Here is a 12267-nt window from a genome sequence, read left to right as displayed (position 1 = left end):
GGCCCAGGACGTGTCGTACGGCCCCTGGGGGCATCGGCGGCCCGTGGGCCCCTCGGACCTCCCGCCGGCCGAGCTGCGCGTACGGCCCCCGGACCTCCCGTCAGCCGAGGACCAGCACCACCAGGGCCGCCGTCGCCGCCGTCTCCTCCACCGCGCCGAACACGTCCCCCGTCACCCCGCCGAACCGCCGCACGCAGTGCCGCAGCAGCACCTCGGACGCCCCCAGCGCCAGCAGCGCGGCCAGCGCGTGGTGCAGCACCCCGCCCGCCCCGGACACCGACCCGGCCGCGGCGCAGGCCGCGACCGCGACCAACGCCACCAGGGCCGCCCCCGGCCCCGGAACCGTGCCGGCCACCGCCGCGCCCAGCCCCTCAGGGCGGGCCGCCGGTACGCCCCGGCGCGAGGCCAGGGTCAGCGCGAGACGGGCGGCGACCCCGGCCACCACCGCGCCCACCGCGCCCTGCTCCCAGCCGCGCCCGTACAGCTCGTGACCGGCGGCGACCTGCGCCAGCAGGACGAAGAGCAGGGTGATCACGCCGAACGGCCCGATGTCCGACTGCTTCATGATCCGCAGCGCGTCCTCGGCCGGCTTGCCGCTGCCGAGCCCGTCCGCCGTGTCCGCGAGCCCGTCCAGATGGAGGCCCCGGGTGAGTACGGCCGGTACGGCGGCGGAGGCGACGGCGGCGAGCAGCGGACCCGAGCCGGCCAGCAGCGCCAGCGAACCGAGCGCCGCCGCGAGCAGCCCCACCACGAGCCCGGCGAGCGGCGCGCAGAGCATGCCCGCACGGGCGGTGTCGCGGTCCCAGCGGGTGACGCGGACGGGGAGCACGGTGAGGGTGCCGAAGGCGAAGCGGAGGCCGTGGCTGTTCAGGGAGGTCACCGCGAGCACGGTAGCCCGTGCGCAACGCCGGTCAATCGGACAAGATGTGACGAATATGCACAAGGGAGACTGATCGGGAGAGGGTGGCATGGGTCACTGGTGGCACACCAACATCACCGAACCGGGAAAGCTGCCGTTGCTCCTCGCGCTGGCCGCGTTCGTGCTGACCTTCGCCGTCACCCGCACCATCACCCGCATGATCCGGGCCGGGAAGGGACCGTTCCGCAACATCACCCCGGGCGGTGTCCACGTCCACCACGTCGTCCCCGGCGTCGTGCTCTCCGTCCTCGGTGGCTTCGGGGCGGTCGCCAGCGGCCAGCACGGCGTCACCGCGATGGTCTTCGCGGTGATCTTCGGGGTCGGGGCGGGCCTGGTGCTGGACGAGTTCGCGCTGATCCTGCACCTGGACGACGTCTACTGGACGGAGCAGGGCCGACAGAGCGTGGAGATGGTCGTGCTGACGACCTCGCTCGTGCTGCTGGCTCTCGCGGGCTTCTCGCCCTTCGGGGTGGACGAGCTGACGGACGAACAGGAGAACGGCCGTCTCGGCCTCGTCCTGACGATGATCGTCAACTTCCTCTTCGTGCTGATCACCCTCTTCAAGGGCAAGGCGCGGATGGCGGTCGTCGGCGCCCTCGTCCCCTTCGTGGCGCTGATCGGCGCCCTCCGCCTGGCCCGCCCCGCCTCACCGTGGGCCAAGCGGTTCTACGGCCGCCGCCACAGGGCCCGCGCCCGCGCGGTGCTGCGCGCCTACCACCACGACGTGCGCTGGGCCGGGCCCCGCCGCAGGTTCCAGGACCTGATCGGCGGGGCCCCCGACCGGGTACCGCTGCCCGGTCCGAAGCCCTGACCCGTACTCAGACGGCCGGGTCCGCCACGGCCTCGGCCTGCTCGCCACTCTGCTCGTCGCCCCGCTCGGCGTCCGGTTCCTCGGCGGGCTCGTCGGCGGGCTTCTCCGGCTCGCGCTCCGGCAGTTCGGCGGCGAACGCGGCGGCGGCCCGCACCAGCGGAAGGGCGAGCAGCGCGCCCGTACCCCCGCCGACCGTCACCCCGTGGTCGAGCAGCGGCGTCAGCGCCATCCGGTCCAGCGCCTTCGCCTGCGCCGGCTCACCGCTCGCGTGCCCGGCCAGCCACCAGTCCGGCGCCCGGAACGCGGCCCGCTGCGCCACCAGCGCGCAGGCCGCCGAGACCACGCCGTCCAGGATCACCGGGAGCCGGCGCACCGCGCACTGGAGCAGGAACCCGGTCATCGCCGCGAGGTCCGCGCCGCCCACCGTCGCCAGCAGCTCCAGCTGGTCCCCGAGGACCGGACGGGCCCGGCGCAGCGAGTCCCGGATCGCGGCGCACTTGCGCATCCACGCCAGGTCGTCGATCCCCGCGCCGCCGCGCCCGGTCACCACCGAGGCGTCGGTGCCGCAGAGCGCGGCGATCAGGGTGGAGGCCGCCGTCGTGCCGCCCACACTGAGGTCGCCCAGCACCACCAGGTCCGTACCGGAGTCCGCCTCCTCGTCCGCGATCCGGATGCCCAGCGCCACGGCCTCGGCCGCCTCCTCGGCGGTCAGCGCGTTCTCGACGTCGATCCGCCCGGCGCCCCGCCGCACCCGGCTGCGCACCACGGACTCCGGCAGCAGCTCCGGGTCGCAGTCCAGACCGGCGTCGACGATCCGTACCGGCACCGAGAACCGCCGGGCCAGCACCGCCAGCGGGCTCGCCCCGTCCAGGGTGTCGCGGACCAGCTCGTACGCGCTCCCCGCGGCGCGGCCGGAGACGCCGAGCTCCGCGACCTTGTGGTCACCGGCGAAGAGCACCACGCGCGGCTGGTCCACCGGCCGGACCGGCACGGTCTGCTGCGCGGCGGACAGCCATTCGCCCAGTTCGTCGAGCCTGCCGAGCGCGCCGGGCGGGACGATCAGCCGCCCCCGGCGGTCCTCGGCGTCGCGCCGCACACCGCCGTCGGGGCGCTCGATCAGGTCGGAGAAGTCGTCCAGGTTCACGGAGGTCTGCCTCGCGGGTCGTTGCGTCGGGGGCCGGAGCCCACGGGCGGGCTCCCTGCGGAACAGTATCCGGACAGTATCCGCTGCACCCTTCCCCCGACCGGCCCCGAGGGCACCTGCCGACCACTCCGCCCGCGCCTCCACGGCGTGCGTGCTCCGGGCGGGCCGGAGGAGTCCGAGGGAGAGCCCGCGGAAGAGCCCGCGGAAGAGCTCCTGGAAGAGATTGCCGCCGCCTGCCTCTGGCCGCGTGGAGCTACCCGGCGGTATACAAGCTCCGTCGTGTCGTGCGGTGCCGGCTTCGCGTGGCGGCGTCCAGGTCTTACGGGGAGGAACGCACATGGCGGACAACGGACTTGCGGGCACGGGCACGGGCACGGGTACGGCGGCAAGGCGCCGGGCGCGGGCGGTGGCGGTGGGGGCCGCGCTCGGGAGCTGTGTGCTGCTCATGGCCTCGGTGACCCCGGCCGCCGCGCACGGCAGGGGACCCGGGCACGGGGGTTCCGGGCACGGCAGCGGGCACGGAGGGGGTCCGGCGCACGGCCCGCGGTATGTCGCGCTCGGGGACTCGTACACCTCGGGGCCGGGCATCCCTCCGCAGGCCGACCTCGGCTGCGCCCGCTCCGCCCGCAACTACCCCTCCCTGGTCGCCCGGTGGAAGCGGGCGTCCGCGTTCGAGGACGTGAGCTGCGGCGGTGCGACGACCGAGCAGATGTGGACCGCGCAGGGCGCCAACGCCCCGCAGCTTCAGGCGCTCCGCCGCGACACCGGTCTCGTCACGCTCCAGATAGGAGGCAACGACATCGGGTTCGGGTCCATCATCGCCACCTGCGCCGGTCTGGGCGTCCAGGATCCGGCGGGCGACCCGTGCCGGAGCCACTACACCTCCTCCGGGACGGACCGGTTGACCGAGGCCGTCGCGCGGACCGCCCCGAAGATCGAGCGCGTCCTGCGGGCCGTGCACGCGCGGTCGCCGCACGCCCGGGTGCTGGTCGTCGGCTACCCCGACCTGCTGCCCGACGACGGCAGCGGCTGCTTTCCCGCGGTGCCCTTCGCGGCCGGGGACTTCCCCTATCTGCGGGACACCGAGAAGCGGCTCAACGCGATGCTCCGCACGGTCGCGGTCCGCAACCGTGCCGAGTACGTCGACACCTACGGGCCCACCGTCGGGCGCGACATGTGCAAGGCCCCCGAGGACCGCTGGATCGAGCCGCTCGTGCCGGCCTCGCCCGCGGCACCCGCCCACCCGAACGCCAAGGGCGAGCAGGCCATGGCGAACGCGGTACTGAACCGGCTGAGGTAGAGGCTGCCCCGGTCCGGGCACGGTCCGGGCACCGTTTCCACGTGGGGCCGGGTGCGCCGTCCGGCGCCCCGGCCCCGCCGGTCACCCGCGCACCACCACCGGCAGCCCCGCCACGACCAGCAGCACCGTCTCGCACTCCGCCGCGAAGGCCGCGTTCAGCCGCCCCAGCTCGTCCCGGAACCGCCGGCCCGCCGCCGTCGCCGGGACCACGCCGGAACCGACCTCGTTGGTCACCGCCACCACGGTCCGCGAGGTCTCCCGCACGGCGGCGACCAGCTCCGCGACCCGGGCCCGCAGCGCCTTCTCACCGCCGTCCGCCCACCGGCCGTCGTCCCAGGCGTCCACCCGGTCCATCGCGTCGGTCAGCCACAGCGACAGGCAGTCGATCAGCAGCGGCGGCCCGTCCGCCCCCAGCAGTTCCGCGATCTCGCAGGTCTCCTCGGTGCGCCAGGCCGACGGCCGGCGCTCCCGGTGCAGTCCGACGCGCGCGGCCCACTCGGTGTCCCCGTCCCGCCGGCCGCCCGTCGCCACGTACACCACGTCGGGGAAGGTCTCCAGCCGCAGCTCCGCCTCCACCGACTTCCCCGAGCGGGCGCCCCCGGTCACCAGGGTGCGCCGGGGCACCTCGGGGAGGGGGCGGTACTCCCCGGCCACCAGCGTCGTCCCGTCGGGCACCGCCCGGGCCCCGGCCGCCGCGAGCCGGCGGTCCAGCTCGGCCCCGGGCGGGGCGTCGTGGTCCAGGTGGACGGCGACGATCTCGGTGAGCGGCCCGACCGCGCCCACCGCCCGCAGCCGCGCCACCGCGTCGGGCCGTCCCACCACGTCACCGGCCACCAGGTCGTACGGCTCCGGGAACGGCTCGGCCAGCCCGGCCGGTGCGGCGCCCTGCGGCAGGTAGAGCAGCCGCTCGCCGGTGGGGGAGGTGACCTCGTACCCCGTGCCCGGCGCGTCCATGGGCACCGCCCGCACCCGGTGCCCGCTGATCAGCGTCAGCACCTGCCCGTCCGGTACCCGGCCGGGCCGGGGGAGCCCGGGGGGCAGTTCGACGGCGGGCCCGTTCTGGGGGCGGGTCAGCAGCACCTGGCGCACCCCGCCCAGCGAGTGCCCCGCGCGGGCGGCGGCGAGTGCCGCGCCCGGGGTGAGGTCGAGCAGCACGGCGTCGTCGACGAGGAGGGCCGTCGTGGCCCGCGCGGACGTGCCGCGGGCGGTCGCGCACACGGCGCACGGGCAGTCGGGCCGGGGCAGCCCGCCGGGGGCTCCGGTGCCGAGGAGAGTCAGTTCCACGTCTTGATCCTGCCGCCTGCGCGCCGGGCGTGCGCGCCCGGCCCGGCCTCCGGCCGAACGACGGCGATGTGAAGGCGCACCCGGTTCCCGGAACCCCTGGCGGCAATCTTCACCACGATCACCACAGGATCGCGGGTCGAGGCCCTAGGCTCGGGGCAGCAACAGGACCCAGGAGGCTGACATGGCGTGGACGTGGCGGTTCGAGAAGTCCGACGGTACGGAGACGGAGCCGGCGTTGCAGCCGGAGGAATTCACGACGCAGGGTGACGCGGAGTCCTGGATCGGCGAGTTCTGGAAGGAACTCCTGGACGGCGGGGCGGACCAGGTGACGCTCTTCGACGACTCCACGAAGATCTACGGCCCGATGAGCCTCCACGCGGAAGCGGCGCCGGAGCCGGAGCCCGACCCGGAGCCCGGCGCGGAGCCGGACGCGGAGCCGGACCCGGAACCCGGTGCGGCCGACGACACCACCGGCACCACCGGCACCACCGGCACCACCGGCACCGCCGACACCGCCGCCCCCGACGCGGCGGCCGCGTCCGGTCCGGAGGCGGAGGCCGTCTGACCGTACGGGAGCGGGCGGCCCGGAGACTCCCGGACCGCCCGCTCCCGTACGCATCCGTCCGACGGGGTCAGATCTCCCCGAGCGTGACCTCGGCCGTCCGTGTGGCACCGCCGCGGGTGTACGTCACCTCGACCCGGTCCCCGGGCTGCTCGGCGGCGAGCGCCTCCGCGAGCGAGGTGATCGTGGTGACCTCGGTGTCACCGATCCGGGTGATGATGTCGCCGACCCGCATCCCCGCGTCGTACGCCGCCCCGCCCCGGGCCACGCTCACCAGCGCCACGCCGGCGGGCTGGTAGTCGTCGTCGACGACCGTGCGGCCGGTGATGTCGAGCGCGGCCCGCCCCGAGTCGGTGACCGTGCCCTTGTCGATGATCTGGTCCGCGATGGTCTTCACCGTCGACACCGGGATCGCGAAGCCGATGCCGGGCGCCGCGCTGTTGCCGAGGGCGGGGTCGGTCGCCGCGAGCGTCGGGATGCCGATGACCTCGCTGTTCAGGTTGACCAGCGCCCCGCCGCTGTTGCCCGGGTTGATCGCCGCCGAGGTCTGCACCATGTTGGCGAGGGTCGCCCCCGTGCCGCCGCCGGACCGGGACTCGCTGACCGTCCGGCCGAGCGCCGAGACGATGCCCTGCGTGACGCTGCTGGACAGGCCGAGCGGCGAACCCATCGCCAGCACGATCTGCCCCACCTCCACCTTCTCCGAATCGCCGAACTTCGCCGCCCGCAGCCCGTCCGGCCTGTCGTCGAGGCGGATGACCGCCAGATCCTGGTCCGGGTAGGACGAGACCAGGGAGGCGCCGAGCACCTTCTCCCCGGTGGCGACGCTGACCTTGAAGGACTTCTCGTCGCCGACGACGTGCGCGTTGGTCACGATGTTGCCGTCGTCGTCGTAGACGATGCCGGAGCCCAGCCCGTCGGCGGTCTGGATCTGGACGACGGAGGGCAGCACGTCGTTGATGACCCGCTGGTAGTCGGACTCCAGCTGGGCCACGGCGCGGGACGCGGAATCCTGCCGGGCCGCCGACGCGGGCTCGGGGGAAGCCGTGCCGGAGTCGGAGCAGCCGCTCACCAGGGCGAGGGCGCAGAGACCTGTGGCCAGGGACAGCGGCAGCCGGCGCGCGCGGCGGCGGGAGAGGGATGCGTCCATGTCCGGAGTATCCCGTTCGTCCCTGCCGGGCGGCGGGTGCTGCTGGGCCGAACGGACCGTACGGAGACGACCCGGTGCACGCCCCCGGCGTGCCGGACCGGCCGGACCGACGGGACAGCCCCCGGTCGCCCCGCGACCAGGGGGAGGGCGTCAGGTCCTCAGGTCCGTTCGCCGCGTACGCCGCAGAGGTGGAGCAGCGCGGCGATCCGCCGGTACGGGTCGGTCCGGCCGGCCCGCTCCTCGGCGGCGAAGATCTGCTCCAGCTCGGCGGGCCCGGGCAGCGGAGTGTCGCCCGGGGTGTTGTCCGTGAAGACGCGTACCCCGTACCAGGCGTGCAGCGGCGCCGCGATCCCCGCCAGGGTGGCGGTCAGCGCGTCGAGCCGGTCGGCCCGGACCTGGAGGCCGAGCCGGTTGGTGTAGCGGGCGGTGTCGAAGGCGGCGTGCGCCGAGCCGAAGTCGCCGGCCGCCGCGGGGCGCATCGCGAGCGCGTCGCCGTTCCGTACGACCAGCGAGAGGAGGCCGCCGGGCGCCAGCACCCGGGCCAGCCCCGCAAGGAGGGCGTCCGGCTCCTCGACGTACATCAGTACGCCGTGGCAGAGCACCATGTCGAAGGTGCCGGGCAGGAAGTGGACACCGGTCTCCGAGCCGTCGCCCTCGATCAGCCGGACGCGCTCGCGGATGCCCTCGGGCTCGTGCTCCAGCGCCTCACGGGCCGACGCCAGCATCGCGGGGTCGGAGTCCAGGCCGGTCACCGAGTGACCGGCCCGCGCCAGGCGCAGGGCCTGCGTGCCCTGGCCCAGCCCGACGTCGAGGACGCGCAGGCGCCGCCCCACCGGGAAGCGGGCGGCTATCTGCTCGTCCAGCTGCCGGGCCACGAGCTCCTGGCGGACGACGTTGCGCAGTCCGCCCAGCCCGGCGAGCCAGGTCGAGGAGCCTCCGGAGAATCCCGAGGCCCCCGCGGTCAGGGCCGCTCTCCTCGCTTGACCTGCGGCTTCGGCAGCCGCAGCCGGCGCATCTGGAGCGTACGCATCAGGCCGTAGGCGACCGCGCCGCGCTGCGGGGTGTCCGGGAAGCGGATGCGCAGCTGCTTGCGCAGCCGGAACGCCAGGCCGATCGAGTCCAGCACGATCAGCACGATCACGCCGAGCCAGAGCAGCAGCGAGATGTTCTGGATGTTCCGGATCTGGATCACGCTGAGGACCAGGATGATCACGGCCATCGGCAGGAACCACTCGGCGATGCTGAAGCGCGAGTCCACGAAGTCACGGGTGAAGCGCCGCACCGGACCCTTGTCGCGGGTCGGGAGGTAGCGCTCGTCGCCGGAGGCGAGGGCCTCGCGCTGCTTGGCCATGTCGACCCGGCGTGCTTCGCGCGAGCGCTTCACCGCCTCCTTGCGGTCGACCGGCGCGGTCGAGGCACGACGCCGCTGCGTCTGTGCCTGGCTGCGCTTCGGCGTGGGGCGACCCTTGGGAGCCTGGGGGTCGCGGGACTGGGTGGAGAGGTCCGCCGTCACCTTGCCGGTGGGGGCCTTCTCTTCTTTGGAACGGCTACGGAACACAAAACCCAAGGGTACGGGGTCCGGTGGGCGGGCAGTCGGACCGGGCGGGAACGATCCGGCAACGGCCCGCGTCCTCAGCGGTGTACCCACCGGGGCGACACCGGGACAACCAGGGCATCCGGCCCGGTCGGCCCGCGTCCGCCGCGTACTCCTCGGGCGGGAGCGGTTGCCCGCCGCAGTCGTCCTTGGGGAGGAGCACATCGGGCCCCGAACAGTGCGGTAATGGATGCAGGGCCCGTACTGTGGGTTCTGTCGGAGTGCTGGAGCTCAGTCGTCAAGAAGGGGGCGCGCGAAGCCCATGAGCGGTGTCATGAAGCGGATGGGAATGATCTTCCGCGCGAAGGCGAACAAGGCCCTCGACCGGGCCGAGGACCCGCGCGAGACCCTCGACTACTCATACCAGAAGCAGCTGGAACTGCTGCAGAAGGTGCGCCGCGGAGTCGCCGACGTGGCGACCTCGCGCAAGCGGCTGGAACTGCAGCTGAACCAGCTGCAGGGCCAGTCGTCCAAGCTGGAGGACCAGGGCCGCAAGGCCCTCGCGCTCGGCCGGGAGGACCTCGCCCGCGAGGCGCTCTCCCGTCGCGCCGCCCTCCAGCAGCAGGTCACCGACCTGGAGACGCAGCACCAGACGCTGCAGGGCGAGGAGGAGAAGCTCACTCTCGCGGCCCAGCGGCTCCAGGCCAAGGTCGACGCCTTCCGGACCAAGAAGGAGACGATCAAGGCCACCTACACCGCGGCCCAGGCGCAGACCCGCATCGGGGAGGCGTTCTCCGGCATCTCCGAGGAGATGGGCGACGTCGGCCTGGCCATCCAGCGGGCCGAGGACAAGACGCAGCAGCTGCAGGCCCGGGCCGGTGCGATCGACGAGCTGCTGGCCTCCGGCGCCCTGGACGACCCCACCGGCACCGCGAAGGACGACATCGCCGCCGAGCTGGACCGCATCTCCGGTGGTACGGATGTGGAGCTGGAGCTCCAGCGGATGAAGGCCGAACTGGCCGGCGGCACCTCGGCGGGCCAGCAGGCCATCGAGGGCGGCACCGAGGGCACCGCGCCCGGCTCCCAGCAGCAGTCACCGCACCGGTACGACAAGAGCTGAGGACGGTCATGATCGTACGGATCATGGGGGAGGGCCAGGTAGAACTGGCCGACGGCACGTTCGCCGAGCTGAATACGCTCGACGACGAGTTGCTCGCGGAGATGGAGCGTGGTGACGGACCCGGTTTCCGCACCACGCTGCACCGCCTGCTCGGCCGGGTGCGCGAGCTGGGCTCGCCGCTGCCGGACGACTCCCTGGAGCCGTCCGAGCTGATCCTGCCGTCTCCCGACGCCACCCTCGAAGAGGTCCGCGCCATGCTCCACGACGACGGGCTCATCCCCGGCTGACCCGATCCACCGCACGCGCGCCGAGCGCTCCACTCCGCGCCGCCGCCCGCCCGGACCCCCGGGCGGGCGGCGGCGCGTGTGCGTGCGTACCGGGATCCCCTCGGGGCGCGCACGTACGTGCACGGGGGCGTACCGGAGCGCGATGCCCGCCGCCCCGGCCGCCCCGCTTTCCGCACGCCGTACCGTTGCCCGACGTGACCACCCTCGGAACCGGACTCGCGCGCGCCCGCCGCTGGCTGCGGGACCACCCGCTCGCCTTCGACGCGGCGCTCGCCCTCGCCGTCCTCGGGACCATGCTCGTGGCCTCCTTCGCCGACTCCGGCGGCCCCGGCCACCACGGGCCCTCCTTCGGCTCGCGGACCCCCGCCGTGTCCAGCGTCGTCCTGATGCTGCTCGGCGCCGCGGCGCTGGTGCTGCGCAGGAGGCGGGCCCTCCAGGTGCTCGGCTTCACCTGCTGCCTGTCGGTCGTGGAGTTCGTGGTGGTGGACCCGCCGGGACCGGTGGTGATGAGCGCGGTCGTGGCCCTCTACACCGTCGCCTCCCGCACCGACCGGCCCACCACCTGGCGGGTCGGACTGGTCACCAGCGGCGCGCTCGCCGCCACCGCGATGATCTTCGGCGCCGCCCCCTGGTACAGCCAGGTCAACCTGGGCGTCGTCGCCTGGACCGGCCTCGCCGGGGCGGCCGGGGACGCCGTACGCAGCCGCCGGGCCTTCATCGACGCGATCCGGGAACGCGCCGAACGCGCCGAGCGGACCCGGGACGAGGAGGCCCGCCGCCGGGTCGCCGAGGAGCGCCTGCGCATCGCCCGCGACCTGCACGACGTCGTCGCGCACCACATCGCGCTGGTCAACGTCCAGGCCGGGGTCGCCGCCCACGTCATGGACAAGCGCCCCGACCAGGCCAAGGAGGCGCTCGCGCACGTACGGGACGCCAGCCGCTCCGCGCTCAACGAACTCCGCGCCACCGTGGGGCTGCTGCGCCAGTCCGGCGACCCCACCGCCCCCACCGAACCCGCGCCCGGCCTCGCCGTCCTCGGCGAACTGGTCGCCACCTTCCGCAACGCCGGACTCCCCGTCGAGGTCGCCTGCCCCGAGCAGGCCGCCCCGCTGCCCGCCGCCGTCGACCTGGCCGCGTACCGGGTCGTCCAGGAAGCCCTGACCAATGTGCGCAAGCACGCCGGAGCCGGCACGAAGGCCGAGGTCAGCGTCGTACGGGTCGGAGCCGTGGCCGAGGTGACCGTGCTCGACAACGGCCGCGGCACCCCCGCCGTCCCCGCCCAGGGCGGACTCGGCGGCGGCCACGGCCTCCTCGGCATGCGCGAACGCGTCACCGCGCTCGGCGGCACCCTCACGGCCGGCCCCCGCTACGGCGGCGGGTTCCGGGTGCATGCGATCCTCCCGGTGGACGCCCGACCGGGCGCTCCGGATCGCACGGGGGGACTCGCGTGAGCGTGATCAGGGTGCTGCTCGCCGACGACCAGGCGCTGCTGCGCAGCGCGTTCCGGGTGCTGGTCGACTCGGAACCCGACATGCGGGTCGTCGGCGAGGCGGCCGACGGCGCCCAGGCGGTGGAACTCGCCCGCGCCACCGCCCCCGACGTGGTGCTGATGGACATCCGGATGCCCGGCACCGACGGCCTCGCCGCGACCCGGCTGATCAGCGCGGACCCGGCGCTGTCCGGCGTACGGGTCGTCATGCTGACCACCTTCGAGGTGGACGAGTACGTCGTGCAGTCGCTGCGGGCCGGGGCCTCCGGCTTCCTCGGCAAGGGCGCGGAACCCGAGGAGCTGCTCCAGGCGATACGCGTCGCCGCCGCCGGCGAGGCGCTGCTCTCCCCGGTGGCGACCAAGGGGCTGATCGCCACCTTCCTCGCGCAGGCGGCCTCCTCGGACGAGCTGCCCGACGCCGCCGCCCACGCCGAACGGCTGGACGCGCTCACCGTCCGCGAACGCGAGGTGCTCGTCCAGGTCGCCGCCGGGCACTCCAACGACGAGATCGCCGAACGCCTCGCCGTCAGCCCGCTCACCGTCAAGACCCATGTGAACCGGGCCATGGCGAAGCTCGGCGCCCGCGACCGCGCCCAACTGGTCGTCATCGCCTACGAGTCGGGACTGGTACGCCCCCGGGGCGCGTGACCCCGGCGCCGGGCGGCGC

General features: G+C 74.5%; 12 protein-coding genes and 1 pseudogene. 7 read left to right on the top strand and 6 right to left on the bottom strand.

Features of this window, described 5'->3' with window-relative positions; translation table 11 throughout:
- Positions 1-100 precede the first annotated feature (100 nt).
- Positions 101-880: an adenosylcobinamide-GDP ribazoletransferase gene (locus OG599_RS08415; protein ID WP_327175329.1), complete on the bottom strand. Its 780-nt coding sequence runs from the start codon at positions 878-880 to the stop codon at positions 101-103.
- A gap of 88 nt (positions 881-968) precedes the next feature.
- On the opposite strand from OG599_RS08415, the gene OG599_RS08410 reads away from it, so the two are divergent.
- Positions 969-1730, top strand: coding sequence for a hypothetical protein (locus OG599_RS08410; RefSeq protein WP_327175328.1), 762 nt, complete (start codon positions 969-971; stop codon positions 1728-1730).
- Between the two features lie 7 nt (positions 1731-1737).
- Here the strand turns inward: OG599_RS08410 and cobT are convergent, their stop codons facing one another.
- Entirely contained in the window at positions 1738-2874 is a 1137-nt protein-coding gene (gene cobT / locus OG599_RS08405; protein WP_327175327.1) for a nicotinate-nucleotide--dimethylbenzimidazole phosphoribosyltransferase, read from the bottom strand.
- A 337-nt stretch (positions 2875-3211) separates the two neighbouring features.
- On the opposite strand from cobT, the gene OG599_RS08400 reads away from it, so the two are divergent.
- Positions 3212-4174, top strand: a complete 963-nt coding sequence (locus tag OG599_RS08400) for an SGNH/GDSL hydrolase family protein (protein WP_327175326.1) — start codon at positions 3212-3214, stop codon at positions 4172-4174.
- Positions 4175-4255: 81 nt separating this feature from the next.
- On the opposite strand, the gene OG599_RS08395 is transcribed toward OG599_RS08400, so the two are convergent.
- A complete protein-coding gene (locus OG599_RS08395) occupies positions 4256-5458 on the bottom strand; it encodes a bifunctional adenosylcobinamide kinase/adenosylcobinamide-phosphate guanylyltransferase (RefSeq protein ID WP_327175325.1) in 1203 nt (400 codons plus the stop codon).
- Between the two features lie 181 nt (positions 5459-5639).
- Here OG599_RS08395 and OG599_RS08390 point away from each other — a divergent pair.
- Positions 5640-5846 (top strand): annotated as a pseudogene (locus tag OG599_RS08390) (hypothetical protein); the annotation flags it as partial.
- A 244-nt stretch (positions 5847-6090) separates the two neighbouring features.
- Here OG599_RS08390 and OG599_RS08385 read toward each other — a convergent pair.
- The 3 genes from OG599_RS08385 to OG599_RS08375 form a co-directional block, all read right to left on the bottom strand.
- Positions 6091-7170 carry a S1C family serine protease gene (locus tag OG599_RS08385; protein WP_327175324.1) on the bottom strand — a complete coding sequence of 360 codons (1080 nt, stop codon included), beginning with the start codon at positions 7168-7170 and terminating at the stop codon, positions 6091-6093.
- Between the two features lie 158 nt (positions 7171-7328).
- Positions 7329-8072, bottom strand: a complete 744-nt coding sequence (locus OG599_RS08380) for a class I SAM-dependent methyltransferase (protein WP_327179966.1) — start codon at positions 8070-8072, stop codon at positions 7329-7331.
- 59 nt (positions 8073-8131) lie between these two features.
- Positions 8132-8728: a DUF3043 domain-containing protein gene (locus OG599_RS08375; protein WP_327175323.1), complete on the bottom strand. Its 597-nt coding sequence runs from the start codon at positions 8726-8728 to the stop codon at positions 8132-8134.
- Positions 8729-9038: 310 nt separating this feature from the next.
- Here OG599_RS08375 and OG599_RS08370 point away from each other — a divergent pair, with 310 nt between their 5' ends.
- The 4 genes from OG599_RS08370 (at position 9039) to OG599_RS08355 (ending at position 12248) form a co-directional block, all read left to right on the top strand.
- Complete coding sequence (locus tag OG599_RS08370; RefSeq protein ID WP_327175322.1) at positions 9039-9824, top strand: PspA/IM30 family protein; 786 nt, start codon at positions 9039-9041, stop codon at positions 9822-9824.
- 8 nt (positions 9825-9832) lie between these two features.
- The gene (pspAA, locus tag OG599_RS08365) at positions 9833-10111 is read left to right on the top strand and encodes a PspA-associated protein PspAA (RefSeq protein WP_327175321.1); all 279 of its coding nucleotides are present in this window, start codon (positions 9833-9835) and stop codon (positions 10109-10111) included.
- Positions 10112-10305: 194 nt separating this feature from the next.
- Positions 10306-11562 (top strand): sensor histidine kinase, encoded by a 1257-nt coding sequence (locus OG599_RS08360; protein ID WP_327175320.1) that lies wholly within the window; start codon positions 10306-10308, stop codon positions 11560-11562.
- Positions 11559-12248 (top strand): response regulator transcription factor, encoded by a 690-nt coding sequence (locus OG599_RS08355; RefSeq protein ID WP_327175319.1) that lies wholly within the window; start codon positions 11559-11561, stop codon positions 12246-12248. The genes OG599_RS08360 and OG599_RS08355 overlap by 4 nt, the downstream gene beginning before the upstream one ends.
- The last annotated feature ends 19 nt before the right edge of the window (positions 12249-12267 follow it).

It is taken from the genome of Streptomyces sp. NBC_01335 (assembly GCF_035953295.1).
In the GTDB taxonomy this organism is placed as follows: Bacteria; Actinomycetota; Actinomycetes; order Streptomycetales; family Streptomycetaceae; genus Streptomyces.
This window is presented reverse-complemented; position numbering and strand designations above follow the sequence as displayed.

What these genes read in the sequence shown, in the direction of transcription:
- OG599_RS08400 (WP_327175326.1), top strand. Translation starts at nt 3,212, where the DNA reads ATGGCGGACAACGGACTTGCGGGCACGGGCACGGGCACGGGTACGGCG.
- OG599_RS08385 (WP_327175324.1), bottom strand. Translation starts at nt 7,170, where the DNA reads ATGGACGCATCCCTCTCCCGCCGCCGCGCGCGCCGGCTGCCGCTGTCC.
- OG599_RS08370 (WP_327175322.1), top strand. Translation starts at nt 9,039, where the DNA reads ATGAAGCGGATGGGAATGATCTTCCGCGCGAAGGCGAACAAGGCCCTC.
- pspAA (WP_327175321.1), top strand. Translation starts at nt 9,833, where the DNA reads ATGATCGTACGGATCATGGGGGAGGGCCAGGTAGAACTGGCCGACGGC.
- OG599_RS08410 (WP_327175328.1), top strand. Translation starts at nt 969, where the DNA reads ATGGGTCACTGGTGGCACACCAACATCACCGAACCGGGAAAGCTGCCG.